Annotated in this window: 19 protein-coding genes; 8 read left to right on the top strand and 11 right to left on the bottom strand. The window is 71.0% G+C overall.

Annotated features, from left to right (window positions below):
• Window positions 1–2 precede the first annotated feature (2 nt).
• The gene (locus tag ACFPZJ_RS16305) at window positions 3–242 is read left to right on the top strand and encodes a hypothetical protein (protein WP_381021784.1); all 240 of its coding nucleotides are present in this window, start codon (window positions 3–5) and stop codon (window positions 240–242) included.
• A gap of 74 nt (window positions 243–316) precedes the next feature.
• On the top strand, window positions 317–880 hold the full coding sequence (locus ACFPZJ_RS16300; RefSeq protein ID WP_381021783.1) for a hypothetical protein: 564 nt from the start codon (window positions 317–319) through the stop codon (window positions 878–880).
• A 76-nt stretch (window positions 881–956) separates the two neighbouring features.
• Here the strand turns inward: ACFPZJ_RS16300 and ACFPZJ_RS16295 are convergent, their stop codons facing one another.
• From ACFPZJ_RS16295 to ACFPZJ_RS16270, 6 genes are all read right to left on the bottom strand, one after another.
• On the bottom strand, window positions 957–1,454 hold the full coding sequence (locus ACFPZJ_RS16295) for a hypothetical protein (RefSeq protein WP_381021781.1): 498 nt from the start codon (window positions 1,452–1,454) through the stop codon (window positions 957–959).
• A 69-nt stretch (window positions 1,455–1,523) separates the two neighbouring features.
• Window positions 1,524–1,997 carry a hypothetical protein gene (locus tag ACFPZJ_RS16290; RefSeq protein WP_381021779.1) on the bottom strand — a complete coding sequence of 158 codons (474 nt, stop codon included), beginning with the start codon at window positions 1,995–1,997 and terminating at the stop codon, window positions 1,524–1,526.
• 411 nt (window positions 1,998–2,408) lie between these two features.
• Window positions 2,409–4,574: a SpoIIE family protein phosphatase gene (locus tag ACFPZJ_RS16285; protein ID WP_381021777.1), complete on the bottom strand. Its 2,166-nt coding sequence runs from the start codon at window positions 4,572–4,574 to the stop codon at window positions 2,409–2,411.
• Between the two features lie 280 nt (window positions 4,575–4,854).
• Entirely contained in the window at window positions 4,855–5,547 is a 693-nt protein-coding gene (gene fomD, locus ACFPZJ_RS16280) for a cytidylyl-2-hydroxypropylphosphonate hydrolase (protein WP_381021776.1), read from the bottom strand.
• Window positions 5,548–5,629: 82 nt separating this feature from the next.
• Window positions 5,630–7,039 (bottom strand): class II fumarate hydratase, encoded by a 1,410-nt coding sequence (locus tag ACFPZJ_RS16275; protein WP_381021774.1) that lies wholly within the window; start codon window positions 7,037–7,039, stop codon window positions 5,630–5,632.
• A 380-nt stretch (window positions 7,040–7,419) separates the two neighbouring features.
• Window positions 7,420–9,099 (bottom strand): fumarate hydratase, encoded by a 1,680-nt coding sequence (locus tag ACFPZJ_RS16270; protein WP_381021773.1) that lies wholly within the window; start codon window positions 9,097–9,099, stop codon window positions 7,420–7,422.
• A gap of 146 nt (window positions 9,100–9,245) precedes the next feature.
• Here ACFPZJ_RS16270 and ACFPZJ_RS16265 point away from each other — a divergent pair, with 146 nt between their 5' ends.
• Entirely contained in the window at window positions 9,246–9,932 is a 687-nt protein-coding gene (locus ACFPZJ_RS16265; protein ID WP_381021771.1) for a DUF1707 SHOCT-like domain-containing protein, read from the top strand.
• Window positions 9,933–10,096: 164 nt separating this feature from the next.
• Window positions 10,097–10,474: a WhiB family transcriptional regulator gene (locus ACFPZJ_RS16260; protein WP_381021770.1), complete on the top strand. Its 378-nt coding sequence runs from the start codon at window positions 10,097–10,099 to the stop codon at window positions 10,472–10,474.
• A 121-nt stretch (window positions 10,475–10,595) separates the two neighbouring features.
• Here ACFPZJ_RS16260 and glpX read toward each other — a convergent pair whose 3' ends face one another.
• Entirely contained in the window at window positions 10,596–11,630 is a 1,035-nt protein-coding gene (gene glpX / locus ACFPZJ_RS16255; RefSeq protein ID WP_381021768.1) for a class II fructose-bisphosphatase, read from the bottom strand.
• Between the two features lie 125 nt (window positions 11,631–11,755).
• Between glpX and ACFPZJ_RS16250 the strand changes: the two genes are divergently transcribed.
• Window positions 11,756–12,280, top strand: coding sequence for a DUF4245 domain-containing protein (locus ACFPZJ_RS16250; RefSeq protein ID WP_381021767.1), 525 nt, complete (start codon window positions 11,756–11,758; stop codon window positions 12,278–12,280).
• An 85-nt stretch (window positions 12,281–12,365) separates the two neighbouring features.
• Here ACFPZJ_RS16250 and ACFPZJ_RS16245 read toward each other — a convergent pair whose 3' ends face one another.
• The 3 genes from ACFPZJ_RS16245 to xseA all read right to left on the bottom strand — a co-directional run bounded on the left by ACFPZJ_RS16245 (window position 12,366) and on the right by xseA (window position 14,550).
• Window positions 12,366–12,956 carry a malonic semialdehyde reductase gene (locus ACFPZJ_RS16245; RefSeq protein ID WP_381021765.1) on the bottom strand — a complete coding sequence of 197 codons (591 nt, stop codon included), beginning with the start codon at window positions 12,954–12,956 and terminating at the stop codon, window positions 12,366–12,368.
• Between the two features lie 124 nt (window positions 12,957–13,080).
• Entirely contained in the window at window positions 13,081–13,332 is a 252-nt protein-coding gene (locus ACFPZJ_RS16240) for an exodeoxyribonuclease VII small subunit (RefSeq protein ID WP_381021764.1), read from the bottom strand.
• Between the two features lie 9 nt (window positions 13,333–13,341).
• Complete coding sequence (gene xseA / locus ACFPZJ_RS16235; protein ID WP_381021763.1) at window positions 13,342–14,550, bottom strand: exodeoxyribonuclease VII large subunit; 1,209 nt, start codon at window positions 14,548–14,550, stop codon at window positions 13,342–13,344.
• A gap of 109 nt (window positions 14,551–14,659) precedes the next feature.
• Here xseA and ACFPZJ_RS16230 point away from each other — a divergent pair, with 109 nt between their 5' ends.
• Together ACFPZJ_RS16230 and ppgK are read left to right on the top strand one after the other, a co-directional pair.
• Window positions 14,660–15,685, top strand: a complete 1,026-nt coding sequence (locus tag ACFPZJ_RS16230; protein ID WP_381021761.1) for a 4-hydroxy-3-methylbut-2-enyl diphosphate reductase — start codon at window positions 14,660–14,662, stop codon at window positions 15,683–15,685.
• Window positions 15,686–15,731: 46 nt separating this feature from the next.
• Window positions 15,732–16,478 carry a polyphosphate--glucose phosphotransferase gene (ppgK, locus tag ACFPZJ_RS16225; RefSeq protein ID WP_381021759.1) on the top strand — a complete coding sequence of 249 codons (747 nt, stop codon included), beginning with the start codon at window positions 15,732–15,734 and terminating at the stop codon, window positions 16,476–16,478.
• A 364-nt stretch (window positions 16,479–16,842) separates the two neighbouring features.
• Here the strand turns inward: ppgK and ACFPZJ_RS16220 are convergent, their stop codons facing one another.
• Window positions 16,843–17,235 carry a DUF6542 domain-containing protein gene (locus ACFPZJ_RS16220; protein ID WP_381021757.1) on the bottom strand — a complete coding sequence of 131 codons (393 nt, stop codon included), beginning with the start codon at window positions 17,233–17,235 and terminating at the stop codon, window positions 16,843–16,845.
• A 432-nt stretch (window positions 17,236–17,667) separates the two neighbouring features.
• On the opposite strand from ACFPZJ_RS16220, the gene ychF reads away from it, so the two are divergent.
• On the top strand, window positions 17,668–18,756 hold the full coding sequence (gene ychF / locus ACFPZJ_RS16215; RefSeq protein ID WP_381021755.1) for a redox-regulated ATPase YchF: 1,089 nt from the start codon (window positions 17,668–17,670) through the stop codon (window positions 18,754–18,756).
• The last annotated feature ends 196 nt before the right edge of the window (window positions 18,757–18,952 follow it).

Here is an 18,952-nt window from a genome sequence, read left to right as displayed (position 1 = left end):
CCATGGATCCTTCTCTCCGAGAACTCGGTGAGCGCAAGGTCGGCACCCAGGACTTCAATCCCAGGATCGCCCTGCCGCGGTTCGACCACGCCCGGGTCGCGGATGCCGAACCGGAAGCCGCATCCGCTGAGGAACACTGTGCTTCGCTGTACGACGCCATACGGGACATGAGCTCCTACGGATCGGCGCGGCAAGCGGAAAAACGGGTCTGTGACGGCGACGGGCACCTGCGCGGCCCGTGAAGAGGCTGATCCGACAGCCACCGAGACGCACGGATGCGGCTCGGTGAGAACGGCCACCAGTGGGTGGGGTTTTGATGGGCACGGAACAGTGGACGAATTTTGACTCGTACCCGGAGGAACCCAGCGGGCGCACCCTGGGGGACAAGTACTTCAAGGAGTTCACCAGGCTGGTGCACGTGAGCCTGCGGAGCTGGTGGTGGGGAGAGCCGCTGGGAGCGGCCCTGGGCGGAGTGGGGGGAGCCTGGCTCGGGCATGACGACGACCTGCCGATCGACGAGGTGCTGGGCGTCGCCGTCTCCATGGTGGGCGTCATCATCGGGTCCGTGTTCGCCATCCTGGCGATGATCACGAGGGCCTGTGACAACACGTTTCTCAGGAAGGCGAGAAAAGCGCGCATCCTGCCCGTCACCAACTACCTGTGGCCGTTCTTCACCATCATCGCCATGGGCATTCTGTCCACCGTCTTCCTGCTGGTCCTGGCCGGAATACCCGATGACGGGCCGACGGGGCTGCGCATGATGGTCGCGGCGACGGCGGGATTCTGCATTCTGTGGACCCTGGCCAGTCTCCTTCCGGCCCTCGGAGCGCTCATCGTGTTCACCCGCCTCATCGAGAAGACCTCCGGCATCAGCGAATGAAGGCGACGAAAGGCGGCGCCGGTGCGGGAGACGCGAAACGCCTCTCCCGCCCCGGCGCCGTTTCCGTCGTCGCACGTCACTCGTCTACGTTGAGCTCCAGGTGGACGTGCCGGCCGTCCAGCGTGATGTAGCCGTCGCCGTAGGCGGAGCGGTAGTGGCCCGTGCCGCCGATGATGGCGGTCTTGGCCGTCACACGCTCCCCGGGACGGCTGGTGATCATGTCACTGAGCGTGAGCGTTCCCTCCTTCAGTCGCAGGGTGCGGGTGCACTGCGCGGTCACGTAGCGGCGTTCGACCTTGACCGCACTGCAGTCCGACTCACCGTCACCGACGTGCCGCGTCCGCTCCTCGTTCGTCTTCGTCTTCTCCGTCTTGTACAGCTCCAGATGGGTGGTCCAGCTGCCACCTTCCCGGATGCGCGGGGGTGACTTGACGAGTCGGCTGACGCCGGTCAGCTCGACCCTCTCGATGTCGTTGTCCTTGTCCTTCCCCTCGGCTTGAGCCAGCGTCGGAAGAAGGGCGAGCGTCGTGGTGAGGGCGGTGACGACCACACCACGGACAGCCGTTGTGATCACGGAACCTCCAGGCCGAACAAGGTGCCCCAGGCCTTCCGGAGCATGGGCGGGTCAATCCAGGAAGGTGGGTCAGTCGTCGACGTACAGGTCGAACAGGACGCGGTTGCCCTCGAGGGTGATGTAGCCCTCTCCCTCGGCGTCGTTGTAGATGCCGGTGCCGCCCGCGATGGAGGTCTTCGCCGTGACGCGCTCGCCGCGTCCGCGGCTGATCATGTCGTGGAGGGTGATCTCCCCGTCCTTCAGGCGCAGCACCCGCGTGCACTGGGCGGTCAGCCGGCCGCGCTCGATCTTGGCGGCGGTGCAGCGCGAGCTGGCGTCGCCGGCGAACTTCTTCTCGGGGGTGTACAGGTGCTGGTAGGTGGTCCAGCTGTCGCCCGGACGGAGGAACCGGGGACCCGAGCTCTCCGTGGTGATGCCGACGAACTTGATCTGTACGACGTCTTCGTCCCCGACGTCTGCCAGGGCCGGCGTGGACAGTGACAGGGTGACCGCGGCGGTCAGCGCGCCGGCGGTCACGGCACGGCGGACGGTGGACAAGGGCATGCATCCTCCCGGGGGGTGGCAGTGCGTGCTCGGACCTCAGGAGCACTGGCGAGCATTCCAGGCGGCGCAACCCCGTGGCGCAACGCGCCTTGCGCCAGGGACCCCAAATGCCACTCGAACAGAGGGCGGAAAGAAGCGACGGAGCCCGGCACCGCCGGCCGTTCGTACGGCGCTTCGGGCGGCGGGGTGCGCCGCACACGGGCGCGCCCGGGGAGGTCGGCCTGTACCGGGCTGGGCAGGCATCGGCCGGGCGCTCGCCGGGGGGCAGCCGCGCGCTGACCGCCATCAAGGCGCGTGCGTCAGCCGTGCGCTGACCGCCGGGGCGCCTGTCTCAGCCCCGGTGCGGTCCGCCTCGTGCAACGGGGCCCCTGTCTCAGCCCCGGTTCCGTGTCGTCCGTCGGGGCGTCTGTGTCAGTTGCGGTTCAGTTCGAACCAGACGACCTTTCCCGTGCTCAGCCGTGTCGCGCCCCAGCGTCGTGCCAGGCGGTTGACCAGGTACAGGCCGCGTCCGCCCTCGTCCGTGGCGCGGGCCTGCCGCAGGCGGGGCAGTTGCGGCACGTCGTCGCCGACCTCGCAGCGCAGCACGTCGGTGCGCAGCAGCCGCAGCGTGACGGGCCGGGTCGCGTACCGTACGGCGTTGGTCACGACCTCGCTGACCAGCAGCTCCACCGAGTCGGTGAGGTCCTCCATGCCCCAGCGGGTCAGCGCGCGGCGGGCCAGCCGGCGGGCGCGACCGGGCGCGGCGTCCTCCGGCTCCAGGAACCAGTACGCCACGTCGCTCGGCGCGATCCCGTCGAAGCGGGCGGCGAGCAGCGCGATGTCGTCGTCCCGGTCGCCTGGGCCGAGCATGTCGAGCACCTCGTCGCACAGGGCTTCCAGCGGCGGCGGATGGTCGGGGCCGGTGAGCTGCGCGGTCGCGGCGAGCTTCTCGCGCAGTTGCTCGATGCCGGTCCACACGTCGCGCAGGCGCGACTCGACCAGGCCGTCGGTGTACAGGAGCAGGGTCCCCCCGGCGGGCGCGTCCAGTTCCACCGCCTCGAAGTCGACCCCGCCGACGCCGATGGGCGCGCCGGCCGGCACCCGCAGCACCTCCGCCCGGCCGCCCAGGTGCAGCAGGATGGGCGGCGGGTGGCCCGCGTTGGCGATGGTGATGCGGTGCGAGACCGGGTCGTACACCGCGTACAGGCAGGTCGCCATGCGGTCCACGCCGAGTCGCTGGGCCTGTTCGTCGAGGTGGTGCAGCACCTCCTGCGGCGGCAGGTCGAGCCCGGCCAGGGTCTGGGCCGTCGTCCGCAGCTGGCCCATGATCGCCGCCGAGGTCATGGAGTGGCCCATCACGTCGCCGACGACCAGGGCGACCCGGCTGCCGGGCAGCGGGATCGCGTCGTACCAGTCACCGCCGACGCGCGCGGTCTCGGCGGCCGGCAGATAGCGGGACGCCAGCCGCACGCCCGTCGGGCGGGGCAGCGTCTCGGGCAGCATGGTGCGCTGCAACTCGTCCGCGATGTACGCCTCCCGCCCGTACAGCACGGCCTTGTCGATGCCGAGCGCGCTGTGCGTGGCGAGCTGGGCGGCGACCAGCAGGTCGTCGGCCTCGAAGGGGATGCGCTCCGGGCGGCGCAGGAACAGCGCCGCGCCGATCACCCGGCGCCGGCCGCGCAGCGGCGCGAGGATCGCGCGCTGTCCACCGGGCACCGCGTGCTCGCCGCCGTCGCCGAGGAGTTCGGGCAGCGCCGCGCGGGCGGCGGGCGCGTCCGTGAAAACCGGTCGCACGCCCCGCAGCACCTCGGCGAGGGCGCTGCCGGGCCGCACCTCGCACAGTTCGCTGCCGACCGAGTCCAGCTCGGAGGGCTCCGGCTGGACGGCCGGCATGAAACCGTTCTCCGTGTCGCGCTCGGCCGGTATCCGGTCGGTGCGGCGCAGCCGCAGCAACAGCGGGCCGGTGGGCCGCTCGTCGCCGACCGGCAGCGGGTCGCGCAGATAGACCAGGATCGCGTCGGAGAAGGTGGGCACGGTGGCCCGGCACAGCCCCATCACGATCTCGTCGAGGTCGATGCCGCGGGCGATCCGCCGCGTCGCGGCGCCCACGAACCTCAGCCGGTCACCGTCCCGTCGCATGGGCGTGGGCCGGCCGGGCGGCGATGCCTGCCCGGTGCGGCGGTCCTGCCCGTCGGGGCCCGGTGCGGGCTGGTCCGGCTCGGCGGCCGGCTGGACCGGAATGCCCTCCGGCACCGGCCGTGGCCGGTGGGGGTCGGGCTCGGCGGTCTGCTCGGCACCCGGCTGGGAGTGCTCGGAGCCGGGGTTGCTCGCGGGGTTCATACCGTCCATGCCCTTGCCGCAGGGCGCGGCCGAACCCGGGGTGCCCTGCGTGGTTGTACCCGCCGTGCCCGGAGACGTGGTCGTGCCCGGGCCGGTGCTCTCACCGCCGGAGCGGCCCTGTGCGGGTAAAGCGCTTGCGCCGGGCGTATGCGTCGGCGTCGAGGTACGCACGAGCGCCCCGCGGGGGTCCGCGGGGTCGGCGCCCGTCTGCGGGTGCTCGAAGGAGGTCGGCTGCTCCGTCACGCGTGTCGAATCCATCCGTCCGGGGCCGCGCGCCGGGCGCGCAGTTCGTCCCGCCGAAACTCCGATACCCGGAATACGTGCCCCAGGAACGGAATTCCCGCGTGGTCAGAGGTTGTGCCTGTGCCACCGGCGGACCGTCTGCGGCCCGTACCGGCGTTGCCCTCGTACCTCTCGCTCACGTCCTGCCGCCCCTCGGTGACGATCGGTCAAGCCCAGCGCGTGCTCCCGTAGTTGCCGCCGAGCGCTCTTGCGGAGGACGATCCTACGTTTCTTGCCCGGGGGCGCATCAAGGGTCTCATGAGGACACATGGGCGGGTGTGCGGTCCCAGTCCTCCGGCAGTGACGGTACCTCCCAGGAGGGATCCGGGCGCCAGTGCTGCCAGCCGTCCGAGAACGGCGGGCCCCAGGCGCGGATCACCTCCACCGCCCTCTCCCCGGCCCGCCGCACCCGCTCGGCGAGCCGTTCGTCCATCAGTCCGTCCCGCTGGGCCTGCGCGAACTCGTCCTCGTCGCGCCAGTGCCAAGTGCGGTCGGGGTGCACGGAGATGTCCAGGAAGTGGTCGACGGAGTCGACACCGCCCTCCCAGCGGACCAGCGGCTCCTCCAGGTTCACGTACCAGTTCTTGAACCGCCAGCCCGGCTCCCAGAACAGCCACACCGACCACGGCTCGCCCGGGCGTGCCAGCTTCAGCACGCCCGTGCCGAACCACCGGTCGCGCTGCACGGTCCGCGGCTTGGTGTAGCGCGAGTGCAGCGGCTCCAGGTGCACGGGGGTGCCGTCGGCGAGCACCGGCTTCACGCACTCGGTGCCGGGCGCCATCCACACGGCGAGCAGCTCGGGATCGTCCCGTACGACGGTGACGGGACGCGCGATGTGACAGCGCGCGCCGCCGTTCTCCCGGTACCGCCACAGGATCTGGGTCCCCGGCTCCCAGAAGCCCGCCGCACCACCCGTTTCCACGTGTCTCACCGCTCCACCGTCTGCCATGCACAGATATTAGGTGCCATGGGCATACGACGCTGCGTCGCGCGGCACGGTTCACACGCGGGAGCGGCCGGGTCCCGAACGGTCACGGGTGCGTCATCCGCAGGACGTCGAGCGCCTCGTCGAGCTGCTCCTCGGTGAGGTCGCCGCGCTCGACGTACCCGTTCTCGACGACGACCTGACGGATCGTCTTCCGCTCGGCCAGTGCCTTCTTGGCGACCTTCGCGGCCTCCTCGTACCCGATGTACTTGTTGAGCGGCGTGACCACCGACGGCGACGACTCGGCGTACTCACGGGCCCGTTCGCGGTTGGCGGTGATGCCGTCGACGGTGCGGTCGGCGAGCAGCCGGGAGGCGTTGGCGAGCAGCCGGACGGACTCGAGCACGTTCTTGGCGATGACGGGCAGCATGACGTTGAGCTCGAAGTTCCCGGCCGCACCGGCGGTGGCGACGGCGGCGTCGTTCCCGACGACCTGCGCGCACACCATCAGCACCGCCTCCGGGATGACGGGGTTGACCTTGCCGGGCATGATCGACGATCCCGGCTGCAGGTCGGGCAGGTTGATCTCGGCGAGGCCGGTGCGCGGCCCGGAGGCCATCCACCGCAGGTCGTTGGCGATCTTGGTGAGTCCCACGGCGATCGTCCTGAGCTGTCCGCTCGTCTCGACGATCCCGTCCCGGGCGCCCTGCGCCTCGAAGTGGTTGCGGGCCTCGGTCAGCGGCAACCCGGTGGCCCGGGCGACCTCCTCGATGACGGCGGCGGAGAAGCCGGGCGGGGTGTTGATCCCGGTCCCGACCGCCGTACCGCCCAGCGGCAGTTCGGCGAGCCGGGGCAGGGAGGCGTTCAACCGCTCGACGCCGTAACGGATCTGGGCCGCGTAGCCGCCGAACTCCTGGCCGAGGGTGACGGGCGTGGCGTCCATGAGATGCGTACGCCCCGACTTCACGACGTCGGCGAACTCCTCGGCCTTGCGCTCCAGCGCTGCCGCGAGGTGGTCGAGGGCGGGGACGAGGTCGCGCATGACGGCGGCGGTGGCGGCGATGTGGACGGAGGACGGGAAGACGTCGTTGGACGACTGCGACGCGTTGACGTGGTCATTGGGGTGTACGGGCCGGCCCAGCCGCTCACTGGCCAGCGTGGCGATGACCTCGTTGGTGTTCATGTTGGACGAGGTCCCGGACCCGGTCTGGAACACGTCGACGGGGAAGTGTGCGTCCCACTGCCCCTCGGCGACCTCCCGAGCCGCCTCCTGGATCGCCTCGGCGATGTCCTTGTCGAGCACCCCGAGTGCCGCGTTGACCTTGGCGGCGGCGCCCTTGATACGGGCGAGGGCCTCGATGTGGGCCCGCTCGATCCGCTGCCCCGACACGGGGAAGTTCTCGACGGCACGCTGCGTCTGGGCACGCCATTTGGCCTCGGCGGGGACACGCACCTCGCCCATGGAGTCGTGCTCGACGCGGTAGTCCTGGCCGCCGCCTGCTTCGCTGGTCGTCATCGTCGTCAACCTCCGGGATCAAGAGCACGGGGATGGGTGGGGGGTATTCCCGTCGCTGTTCCCGTTCCCGTTTCCGCTCCCAGGATGGGGGGTGGGCGTGCGGTGGCGGCGGTGGTCGCCGTGGGGATGGATGGTGTGTCGGCGGACCGTGGGCGGCGCGGTGCCCGGCGCTCGCCGGGCCGCCCGCTTCTGCGGAGGGCGGGACCAAGGCAGTCGGCGGTGACGGCCTGTCATGTGGCCGACCGGGGCTGACGGGCTCGCAGGCCGCCCCGGGCCGCCCGGGCCGTGAACGGGCCGTGACCACCCGCCTTCCGGCCGGCTCGCAGGTCGGCGGACATACGACCCTGGCCGGGAGGCGGGCGGTCGCCCGTTGCTGGGGGCTACGCCAGGCCGGGGCCGCGTACCGGGATCGACGTGAACGTGGGCTGGGGGGCCGGGTCCTGGAAGAAGTCGTTGCCCTTGTCGTCGACGACGATGAACGCCGGGAAGTCCTCGACCTCGATCTTCCAGACGGCCTCCATGCCGAGCTCCTCGTACTCGACGACCTCGACCTTCTTGATGCAGTCCTGGGCGAGGCGGGCGGCCGGGCCGCCGATCGAGCCGAGGTAGAAGCCGCCGTGCGCGGCGCACGCGTCCGTGACCTGCTTGCTGCGGTTGCCCTTGGCGAGCATCACCTTCGAGCCGCCCGCCGCCTGGAACTGCTCCACGTAGGAGTCCATGCGGCCGGCCGTCGTCGGGCCGAAGGAGCCGGAGGCGTAGCCCTCGGGGGTCTTGGCCGGGCCCGCGTAGTACACGGGGTGGTCCTTGAGGTACTGCGGCATCTCCTCGCCCGCGTCCAGCCGCTCCTTGATCTTGGCGTGTGCGATGTCGCGGGCCACGACCAAGGGGCCGGTGAGCGACAGCCTGGTCTTCACCGGGTACTTCGTCAGCTCGGCCAGGATCTGCTCCATCGGCTGGTTGAGGTCGATCCGTACGACGTCGCCCTCCGACTCCAGGTGCTCGTCCGTCGTGTCCGGCAGGAAGCGCGCCGGGTCCTTCTCCAGCTGCTCCAGGAAGACGCCCTCGGGCGTGATCTTGGCGAGGGCCTGACGGTCGGCCGAGCAGGACACCGCGATCGCGACCGGGCAGGAGGCGCCGTGGCGGGGGAGGCGGACGACGCGGACGTCGTGGCAGAAGTACTTGCCGCCGAACTGCGCCCCGATGCCGATCTTTTGGGTGAGCTCGAAGACCTTCTCCTCCAGCTCCTTGTCCCGGAAGCCGTGGCCGAGCGGCGAGCCCTCGGTCGGCAGGGCGTCCAGGTAGTGGGCGGAGGCGTACTTCGCCGTCTTCAAAGCGTATTCCGCGCTCGTACCGCCGACCACGATCGCCAGGTGGTACGGCGGGCAGGCGGCCGTGCCCAGCGAACGGATCTTCTCCTCCAGGAACTTCATCATGGAGGACTCGTTCAGGACGGCCTTCGTCTCCTGGTAAAGGAAGCTCTTGTTCGCGCTGCCGCCGCCCTTGGCCATGAAGAGGAACTTGTAGGCGCCGCCGTCCGTGGCGTACAGCTCGATCTGTGCGGGCAGGTTGGAGCCGGTGTTCTTCTCCTCCCACATGGTCAGCGGGGCCATCTGGGAGTAGCGCAGGTTGAGCCTGGTGTACGCGTCGTAGATGCCGCGGGAGAGGGCCTCCTCGTCGCGGCCCGCCGTCAGCACGTTCTGGCCGCGCTTGCCCATGACGATCGCGGTGCCGGTGTCCTGGCACATGGGGAGCACGCCCGCCGCCGCGATGTTCGCGTTCTTCAGCAGGTCCAGGGCGACGAACTTGTCGTTCGAGGACGCCTCGGGGTCGTCGATGATGCGGCGCAGCTGGGCGAGGTGCGCGGGGCGCAGATAGTGCTGGATGTCGTGGATGGCCTCCTCGGCCAGCTTGCGCAGCGCCTCGGGCTCGACCTTGAGGAACGTCCGCCCGTCCGGCCCCTCGACCGTGGAGACACCCTCGGAGGTCACCAGCCGGTACGGGGTGGTGTCCTCTCCCGTGGGGAGCAGATCGGTGTACGCGAACTCAGGCATCTCGCCCATTCCTCACTCGACGGACTGCGGCCCGCCTCCGTTGGCGGGCGCTCACCAGCGTAGAACCTGGCCCCGACGGCGAGCTTGTGAGGTAAGGCTCAGTAGGCGGCCCGGCCCCCTAGTCGCGATCTATCGCGTTTGGGTACGCTGCTGCCGTGGACCTTCAGAAGCACACCGACCCGCGCGCTACCGACCTGCGTGCCTCGGACGCCGAGCGCGACCGTGTCGCCGACCTCCTGCGTGAGGCCCTCGCCGAGGGCCGTCTGACCGCCGACGAGCACGCCGAGCGGGTCGAGGGGGTGCTGAACGCCAAGACGGTCGGCGAACTGGAGGTCTTCCTGCGGGACCTGCCCGCCGGTCACCGCCAGGGCGCCGCACCGACGCACACCCCGGCTCCGCACCGCCCCACGGCGGGCGCGATACCGATGGACCCCGACGACAACGTGGTCGCGGTCTTCAGCGCCGCCGTCCGCAGGGGCCGCTGGCGCGCCGGGCGCCGTATCCACGCGTACGCGATCTTCGGAAGTGTCGAGATCGACCTCAGCGAGGCGCTCTTCGACCACCAGCAGGTCGTGATCAAGGCGTTCTCGGTCTTCGGCAGCGTCGAGGTCCGGGTCCCGGAGAACGTGTCGCTGCGCGGCATGGGAGGCGGCGTGTTCGGCAGCTTCGAGGTGGACACGCGCGACGCGGACGACGCCGAGGCCCCCGTGATCTACGTGGACGGCTGGGCGGTCCTGGGCAGCGTCGAGGCGCGGCCCAGGCGCGGCAAGGTCGTGGCGGACATCCTCGACCGTGTGCGGCGCAAGCTCGACGGCGGTTTGCGCAGGCATCCGGACCGTTGACGGTTGTGAAGCCGGCCGGATCCGGAGCGGCCCGGTCCGGTGACGGCGGCGCGTAGCGCCGCCCCGCGATCCAGCGGTTGGGAACTCAGTGCATAGGCGCGCGCACAGCGGGTAGGCCTTGCTGCATCGTCTCTCGCTCGCGAAGCCGTCGTCAGGAGTAGACCGTGCTGCAACCGCCGCGTTCGTCCCTGCAGGTAGCCGCCGTTCCGGCCCAGCGGGTGCCGGCGCGAGACAGGGACCAAGACGCCCCGTGGCACACCGAGGCGGTGTGCCGACGCGACGAGGCCGGCCTGTTCTTCGCACCCTCCAAGGAACCCACCGCCGCCCGGCTCTCCCGCGAGGAGGCCGCCAAGCGGGTCTGCGCACGCTGCCCGGTGATGGTCGAGTGCCGCGAGCACGCGCTGCTCCAGCCCGAGCCGTACGGCGTCTGGGGCGGCCTGACCGCCGCCGAACGCCGCGTGGTCCTGGCCCGGCGCCGCCGCCGCGACCTGGAACTGAAGAAGGCGGCCCGCGCGACGAACCGCATAGCCGCGGCCGGCTAGCACGTACGGACAAGGGGCGCCCCCTCCGCACCGGGGGCGCCCCTCGTGACGTCAGCGGGCCGTGCGACGCATCAGGGCCCTGGAACACGGCCCGCGCGAACCCGGCCCGACCGGCGGACCCCTACTTGGCCCGGTCGAAGTCGATCGCGCTGTAGGCCCGCAGCTTGCTCAGCCGGTGCTCGGAGTTGATCCGGCGGACCGTCCCCGACTTCGAGCGCATGACGATCGAGTCGGTCGTCGCCGTCTCGGAGCGGTAGCGCACGCCGCGCAGCAGTTCGCCGTCGGTGATGCCGGTGGCCACGAAGAAGACGTTCTCGCCGGAGACCAGGTCGTCCGTGGTCAGCACGCGGTCGAGGTCGTGCCCGGCGTCGATCGCCCGCCGGCGCTCCTCGTCGTCCTTCGGCCACAGCTTGCCCTGGATGGTGCCGCCCAGGCACTTCACGGCGCAGGCCGAGATGATGCCCTCGGGGGTGCCGCCGATGCCGAGCAGCAGGTCGACGCCGGTGCTCTCGCGCAGCGCCAGGATCGATCCGGCCACATCGCCGTCGGAGATCAGCTTGATCCGCGCGCCGGTCTCCCGGATCTCCTTGATGATGCCCTCGTGCCGGGGCCGGTCGAGGATGACGACGGTGACGTCCTCGGGCGTGGACCGCTTGGCCTTGGCGACCCGGCGGATGTTCACGGACACCGGCGCGTTGATGTCGACGAAGTCGGCCGCCTCGGGCCCGGTGACCAGCTTGTCCATGTAGAACACGGCCGACGGGTCGAACATGGAGCCCCGCTCGGCGGCGGCCAGCACCGCGATCGCGTTCGTCATGCCCTTGGCGGTCAGTGTCGTGCCGTCGATCGGGTCGACGGCGATGTCGCACTCGGGCCCGGTCCCGTCGCCGACGCGCTCCCCGTTGAACAGCATCGGGGCCTCGTCCTTCTCGCCCTCCCCGATGACGACGACGCCGTTCATGGAGACGGTCGAGACGAGGGTCCGCATGGCGCGCACCGCGGCACCGTCGGCGCCGTTCTTGTCCCCGCGCCCCACCCAGCGGCCCGCGGCCATCGCCGCTGCCTCCGTCACCCGGACCAGTTCCAGGGCGAGGTTGCGGTCGGGGGCCTCGGAGGGCACATCCAGTTCGGACGGCAAGTGATGATGCTCGGTCATCGGAGCGCACCTTTCTGTACGACGACGGCCGGATGAGGGTGATGGGCCGACTCTATCGTTAGGCAGACAAAATGAGCAGGGGCCCCCACGGATGAGCACTCGGCAGACCTGCGACGATAGGGGGCGTGGCAGGCACGAACGGCAAGCAGAAGACGGCACGGGACATGATCCTCTCCCTGGGGGTCATCGTCCTGGTGGGGCTCGTCATCTACCTCTTCATCCCGCACGACGACAGTGAGCCCGAGCTCAAGCGGGTCGACTACCGCGTCGAGCTGCTCACCGCGCGTCGTGCCGCGCCGTACCCGGTGGCCGCGCCCGAGGGCCTGCCGCAGAGCTGGAAGGCGACCTCCGTCCGCTACCGGGGTGACGACTCCGACTCCTGGCACCTCGGCTTCCACAGCCCCGAGGGGCAGTACGTGGGCATCGAGCAGTCCACCGAGAAGCCCGCCGTGTTCATCGACGAGGCGAGCCAGGGCGCCGAGGAGACCGACGTCACCCAGAAGATCGACGGCCGGACGTGGAAGCGGTACGAGGGCGGCCGGTACGACGCGCTGGTCCTCCAGGACACCGAGGGCTCGACGACGGTCGTGACCGGCTCGGCGTCGTTCGCGGAGCTGACGAGGATGGCCGAGGCGCTGCGCATGGAGTGAGCGCCGTCCGCGGTGGTCCGTACGCGAAGACCCCCGGCGGTGTGCCGGGGGCCTTCGGGTCTCTCGCCTGTGCTGCTCGCGTGGCTCAGACGGTCGTGACGACCTGGTCGTAGGCCAGGCGCGGCGAGCGCGGGTACCAGGCGTCCGGGCCCGGCCGGCCGATGTTGACGACCATCAGCGGGGTGTGGTCGTCGTCCAGGAACTCCTTGCGGACGCCCTCGAAGTCGAAGCCGGTCATCGGGCCGGCGGCCAGGCCGGCGGCGCGGACGCCGACGATGAAGTAGGCGGCCTGCAGGGCGGCGTTGAACGCGGCGGCGTTCTCGCGCGCCGGGCGCTCGGCGAAGAAGACGTCCTTGGCCTGCGGGAAGGCCGGGAAGAGGTGCGGCAGCTCCTCGTGGAACTCGATGTCCGCGGAGAGGATCGCGACCAGCGGAGCGGCGGCCGTCTTGGCCTGGTTGCCCTCGGCCATGTGCCGGACCAGGCGCTCACGGGCCTCGGGGGAGCGGACCAGGGTGATGCGCAGCGGGGTCTGGTTGAACGCGGTCGGGCCGTACTTGACCAGGTCGTAGATCGCCTGCACCTGCTCGTCGGTCACCGGTTCGTCGGTGAAGGTGTTCGCGGTGCGGGCCTCGCGGAAGAGCAGGTCCTGGGTGGCGGGGTCAAGAACGAGGGACATGGGTGAACTTTCTCGCGACGTCGGTCCGAAGATCGGCTGGCGGCATCGACCGTACGCGATAGAAGTTCAACGTTCAACCAAATAGGGGGCGTGGTGATCCGCTTCACAGCGGTGCCGCCCTCGGCTACTCGGCGTCCCCGGCCTGCTCCGCCTCCGCCTCCTCGGCGAGGGCCGCGTCCAGCCGGGCCCGTGCCCCGTCCAGCCAGCGCCGGCAGACCTTGGCCAGCTCCTCGCCCCGCTCCCACAGCGCCAGGGACTCCTCCAGCGTCGTACCGCCCGCCTCCAGCCGTCGTACGACCTCGATCAGCTCGTCCCGTGCCTGCTCGTACCCGAGCGCCTCGCTCACGCCCGGCGTCTGCTCAACCTCGCTGGTCATCCACCCACCCTATGTGTCCACTCGTACGGAGAACTCACCCTCGGAGACCCGCGCCCGCAGCGTCTCCCCGGGCTCCACCTCGTCCGGGGCGCGGACCGCGTGCCCGTCGGAGCGCTGCAGCACGGCGTAGCCGCGCTTCAGCGTCGCGGCGGGGGAGAGGGCCACCACGCGCGCGTGCGTGTGGGTCAGCTCGGAGTCGGCCCGGTCGAGCTGGTGCCGCAGACAGCGCCGGCCCCTCTCCAACAGGGCCGTCACCTCCTCGGCCCGCACGTCGATCATCCGGTGCGGATCCTCTATCGAGGGCCGGGCCAGCGCGTGGGCCAGCCCGCGCTCCTCCCGCTCGATCAGCGCCTGGACGCACCGCCGCGCCCGGTCCCTCAGCAGCCGCACCCGCTCGTACTCCTCGCCCACGTCCGGCACGACCTTCTTGGCGGCGTCGGTCGGGGTCGAAGCCCGCAGATCGGCCACGTAGTCCAGCAGCGGGTTGTCGGGCTCGTGCCCGATGGCGGACACCACGGGCGTACGACAGGCCGCGACCACCCGGATCAGCTGCTCGTCGGAGAACGGCAGGAGATCCTCCACGCTCCCGCCGCCCCGCGCCACGATGATCACGTCCACGGCGTCGAGCGCGTCGAGCTCCTTGACGGCCTGCACGACCTGCGGCACGGCGTGCACACCCTGCACCGCGACGTTGCGCACCTCGAAGCGGACGGCGGGCCAGCGGTGCCGGGCGTTCTCCAGGACGTCCCGCTCGGCGGCGGAGGCCCGGCCGCACACCAGCCCCACGAGCTGCGGCAGGAAAGGCAGCGGCTTCTTGCGCTCCGGGGCGAACAACCCCTCCCTGGCCAGCGACTTCTTCAGCTGCTCCAGCCGTGCGAGCAGTTCCCCGACCCCCACGGGCCGTATCTCCGCGGCCCGCAGCGACAGCTGACCGCGCGGGGCGTACCACTCGGGCTTGGCGAGGACGACGACCCGGGCACCCTCGCCGACGACGTCGGCGACGGCGTCGAAGACCTGCCGGTAGCAGGTGACGCTCACGGAGATGTCGTACGACGGGTCCCGCAGGGTGAGGAACACGACCCCGGCCCCCGGCCGCCGCGACAGCTGCGTGATCTGCCCCTCGACCCACACCGCGCCGAGCCGGTCGATCCACCCCCCGATCAGCCGCGACACCTCACCGACGGGCAGGGGGGACTCGGGAGACGTGTTCACAGCCATGCCGCGAGGGTAACGGCCGGCACCGACACCACGGCGCGAAGCCGGACGAGGTGAAGGGCCTGTGACCGCGCGCGGACGCGATCTTCGGGCCCCCGGAGGCGGCCTTACGATGGGACGCATGACCGCTTCGTCTGGCCGCCGTGTCCTGCTCGCCGCCCCCCGGGGCTACTGCGCGGGTGTGGACCGCGCCGTGATCGCCGTCGAGAAAGCCCTGGAGCAGTACGGGGCTCCCGTCTACGTCCGGCACGAGATCGTCCACAACAAGTACGTCGTGCAGACCCTGGAGAGGAAGGGCGCCGTCTTCGTCGAGCGCACGGAGGAGGTGCCGCCGGGCAACATCGTCATGTTCTCGGCGCACGGCGTGGCGCCCGTCGTCCACGAGGAGGCCCGGCGCGGCCGGCTCGCCACCATCGACGCCACCTGCCCGCTGGTCACCAAGGTCCACAAGGAGGCGGTCCGGTTCGCCAACGAGGACTACGACATCCTCCTGATCGGGCACGAGGGCCACGAGGAGGTCATCGGCACCTCCGGCGAGGCCCCCGACCACATCCAGCTCGTCGACGGACCGGGCGATGTCGAGAAGGTCGAGGTCCGCGACCCGTCGAAGGTCGTGTGGCTGTCGCAGACCACGCTGTCGGTCGACGAGACCATGGAGACCGTCGACGCGCTGAAGGAGAAGTTCCCGCAGCTGATCTCCCCGCCCAGCGACGACATCTGCTACGCCACGCAGAACCGTCAGCTGGCCGTGAAGCAGATGGGTGCCGAGTCCGACCTGGTGATCGTCGTCGGCTCTCGCAACTCCTCCAACTCCAAGCGGCTCGTCGAGGTCGCCAAGCTGGCCGGCGCGCGCGAGTCGTACCTGGTGGACTTCGCCCACGAGATCGACGAGGCCTGGCTGGAGGGCGTCTCCACGGTCGGTGTCACCTCCGGTGCCTCCGTGCCGGACGTGCTGGTCGAGGAGGTCCTGGAGTGGCTCGCCCAGCGCGGCTTCGAGGACGTGGAGCTCGTCAAGGCGGCCGAGGAGTCCATCACCTTCTCCCTGCCCAAGGAACTCCGCCGCGACCTGCGCGAGGAGGCGGCAGCGCTGGTGGCCGAGCGCGGCGGCGCCGGAACCGGTGAGGATTCCGGGGAGTGAGCGGACCCCGGGCGTGACGGTCAGTCGTACGTCGTAACGTAGGGCCATGCAGATCTTCGGCGTGGACATCGGCGGATCCGGGATCAAGGGCGCCCCGGTGGACCTGGAGCAGGGCGACCTGGCGGCGGAGCGGTTCAAGGTGCTCACCCCGATCCCGGCCACGCCCGACGGGGTGGCCGACGGCGTCCGGCAGGTCGTCGACCACTTCGGCTGGAGCGGGCCGGTCGGCATCACGTTCCCCGGCGTGGTCACCGGCGGCGCCACGATCCGTACGGCGGCCAACGTCGACAAGAGCTGGATCGACACCGACGCGCGCGTGCTGCTCGGCGAGCGGCTGGGCGGACTGCCGGTGACGGTGGTCAACGACGCGGACGCGGCGGGTGTCGCCGAGATGAGCTTCGGCGCCGGCCGGGGCCGCAAGGGCACGGTCATCCTGCTGACCTTCGGCACGGGCATCGGCAGCGCCCTGTTCGTCGACGGCGTCCTCGTCCCCAACACGGAGCTGGGCCACCTGGAGCTGGACGGCCACGACGCGGAGAAGCGTGCCTCCAGCAAGGCCCGCGAGGACAACGACCTGACGTGGGAGCACTGGGCGCGCCGGGTGCGCAAGTACCTCGCCCACGTCGAGATGCTCTTCTCGCCGGAGCTGTTCATCATCGGCGGCGGTGTCAGCCGCAAGGCCCACAAGTTCCTGCCGCTCATCCAGGGTGTGAAGGCGGAGATCGTCCCGGCGCAGCTGCAGAACAACGCGGGGATCGTCGGTGCGGCGATGCGGGCCGCCGCGGAGCGCTGAGCGCCGCAACGGGCGGAGCGCTGATCGCCACGGGCGGGGTGCTGATGCCCGCACCGGCGGGGCGGTGATGCCCACGGGCGGAGCATTGACTGCGACGCCGGCGGGGCTGATCGCCATGGGCGGGGCGCTGGCTCGCGAACCGGCGGGGCGCTGGTCTCAGCACCTGCAAGGTGCTGCTCCCACGGGCGGAGACGACTCCCGGCGGGGCGCTGCTCCCCACGGGCGGGGCGCTGACCCCATCACCGGCGGGGGCGCTGATGTCCACGGGCGGAGCATGGACTCCCGCACCGGCGGGGCGGCGGCTCCCGCACCGACCCTGTACCGACTCCCGCGCCGGCGGAGGGGCTGGCGGGGAGCAGTGGGGTCAGGGGGCGGTGCGGCCGGAGGGCCTGCCGCGGCTGTGCAGGCGGATTCTGCGGACCAGCACGATCAGGCCCGTGATCAGGGTGCCGCCGTAGAGCCATACCGCTTGCGTGGCCAGAGCGGTGACGAGGCCCATCAGGCGGCTCCCGCTCCCCGCGTTGCCGTCGGCGACCGGTACCAGTCCCGCGGCGAAGGCGATCGGCACCACGACGGGCGCGGTCAGCAGATCCGCCCTGCGCATCCACAGCGCGGTCAGCGCGCACACGGGCAGGAACAGCACGCCGTACACCGGCAGGGACGCCCCGAACAGCAGCGCGTCGAGGCAGCCGAGCAGGAACATCGCCGCCGCGCAGAACAGCCCTCCGCCCAGACCCGTCAACCGCGGGTTCGGCATCCGCCGCAGCGCCGGAGGGCGCCGTACCCCCGCCGGTGGCCGACGTACCGCCGCCGGGGGCCGCCGTGCCGCGGCCGGGGGGCGCTGCGCCCCGACCCGTGCCGCCGTGCCGGGCGACCGCGCGGGGCCCGCCGAGCCGTCCCGTGCCGCCCGTCCCGTCTGCGAGGGCAGCGGCGGCCTCGGCCTGTCCTGTCGCGGTTCGTGCTGCGCGGGTCGCGTCCTGTGTTGCTCCATTGGACCAACTTAGGTCGGTTTATGTGCCGAATAGCCCGTCTGACACGCCGGAGAGGCGAGCTTGGTGGGCTTGGTCAGGTGTTCGACACGTCGGCGGGCCGGGGCCGGGCACGCCGTAGACTGGTGGATCGGCCCACGCAGCCCCGTCGGCCAGGCCCCACCCTCCAGTCCTCATCCTCATGTACGGGAAGTCGCAACGTGTCGCTCACGATCGGAATCGTCGGTCTGCCGAATGTCGGCAAGTCGACCCTGTTCAACGCCCTGACCAAGAACGACGTGCTGGCGGCCAACTACCCGTTCGCCACCATCGAGCCGAACGTCGGCGTCGTGGGCGTGCCCGACGCCCGGCTGGCCAAGCTGGCCGAGATCTTCAAGTCGGAGCGGATCCTTCCGGCGACGGTCGACTTCGTCGACATCGCGGGCATCGTGCGCGGCGCGTCCGAGGGCGAGGGACTGGGCAACAAGTTCCTCGCGAACATCCGTGAGTCCGACGCGATCTGCCAGGTCATCCGCGCGTTCAAGGACGAGAACGTCGTGCACGTCGACGGCAAGGTCTCGCCCAAGGACGACATCGAGACGATCAACACCGAGCTGATCCTGGCGGACCTCCAGACGATCGAGAAGGTCCTGCCGCGCCTCCAGAAGGAGTCGCGGATCAAGAAGGACGTGGCGCCGAAGGTCAAGGCCGTCGAGGAGGCCAAGGAGATCCTGGAGAAGGGCGACACGCTCTTCGCGCACGGCATCGTCCAGGGCAGCGAGCGCGCCGAGCTGCTGCACGACCTGCACCTGCTGACGACGAAGCCGTTCCTCTACGTCTTCAACGTCGACGAGGACGAGCTGGTCGACGAGGACTTCAAGAACGACCAGCGCGCGCTGGTCGCCCCCGCCGAGGCGATCTTCCTCAACGCCAAGCTGGAGGCGGACCTCGCGGAGCTCTCCGACGAGGAGGCCCTGGAGCTGCTGGAGTCCGTGGGCCAGCACGAGCCCGGCCTCGCCACCCTCGCCCGGGTCGGCTTCGACACCCTCGGCCTGCAGACGTACCTCACCGCGGGCCCCAAGGAGTCCCGCGCCTGGACCATCAAGAAGGGCGCCACCGCCCCCGAGGCCGCCGGTGTCATCCACACCGACTTCCAGAAGGGCTTCATCAAGGCCGAGGTCATCTCCTTCGACGACCTGGTGGCAGCGGGCTCGGTCGCGGAGGCCCGCGCCAAGGGCAAGGCCCGCATGGAGGGCAAGGACTACGTGATGCAGGACGGGGACGTGGTGGAGTTCCGCTTCAACGTGTGAGCGGATGACACGACGCCAGGTCGCTGACCGGGCAACCATGCAGGTCAGAAGGGGTCGGACGCTGGGGAGTCCGACCCCTTCGGCGACGTCGACGGGTCGGCTCGGTGCCCTGCGTCTCCCTGCGCGGGCCAGGACCAGGACCCTGCCCCTTCCCTCCCCGGCCGTTGCCCGCGGCCGGCTCCCCGTTCCGCAGTGG

The sequence above is a fragment of the Streptomyces bullii genome (genome assembly GCF_042657145.1).
GTDB lineage: Bacteria > Actinomycetota > Actinomycetes > Streptomycetales > Streptomycetaceae > Streptomyces > Streptomyces bullii.
The sequence above is the reverse complement of the archived record's forward strand: the minus strand, read 5'-3'. Positions and strand labels throughout refer to the sequence as shown.

Coding starts and splice junctions, on each gene's coding strand:
- ACFPZJ_RS16305 (WP_381021784.1), top strand. CDS start 3: ATGGATCCTTCTCTCCGAGAACTCGGTGAGCGCAAGGTCGGCACCCAG.
- ACFPZJ_RS16300 (WP_381021783.1), top strand. CDS start 317: ATGGGCACGGAACAGTGGACGAATTTTGACTCGTACCCGGAGGAACCC.
- ACFPZJ_RS16290 (WP_381021779.1), bottom strand. CDS start 1,997: ATGCCCTTGTCCACCGTCCGCCGTGCCGTGACCGCCGGCGCGCTGACC.
- ACFPZJ_RS16285 (WP_381021777.1), bottom strand. CDS start 4,574: ATGGATTCGACACGCGTGACGGAGCAGCCGACCTCCTTCGAGCACCCG.
- fomD (WP_381021776.1), bottom strand. CDS start 5,547: ATGGCAGACGGTGGAGCGGTGAGACACGTGGAAACGGGTGGTGCGGCG.
- ACFPZJ_RS16275 (WP_381021774.1), bottom strand. CDS start 7,039: ATGACGACCAGCGAAGCAGGCGGCGGCCAGGACTACCGCGTCGAGCAC.
- ACFPZJ_RS16270 (WP_381021773.1), bottom strand. CDS start 9,099: ATGGGCGAGATGCCTGAGTTCGCGTACACCGATCTGCTCCCCACGGGA.
- glpX (WP_381021768.1), bottom strand. CDS start 11,630: ATGACCGAGCATCATCACTTGCCGTCCGAACTGGATGTGCCCTCCGAG.
- ACFPZJ_RS16245 (WP_381021765.1), bottom strand. CDS start 12,956: ATGTCCCTCGTTCTTGACCCCGCCACCCAGGACCTGCTCTTCCGCGAG.
- ACFPZJ_RS16240 (WP_381021764.1), bottom strand. CDS start 13,332: ATGACCAGCGAGGTTGAGCAGACGCCGGGCGTGAGCGAGGCGCTCGGG.
- xseA (WP_381021763.1), bottom strand. CDS start 14,550: ATGGCTGTGAACACGTCTCCCGAGTCCCCCCTGCCCGTCGGTGAGGTG.
- ACFPZJ_RS16230 (WP_381021761.1), top strand. CDS start 14,660: ATGGGACGCATGACCGCTTCGTCTGGCCGCCGTGTCCTGCTCGCCGCC.
- ppgK (WP_381021759.1), top strand. CDS start 15,732: ATGCAGATCTTCGGCGTGGACATCGGCGGATCCGGGATCAAGGGCGCC.
- ACFPZJ_RS16220 (WP_381021757.1), bottom strand. CDS start 17,235: ATGCCGAACCCGCGGTTGACGGGTCTGGGCGGAGGGCTGTTCTGCGCG.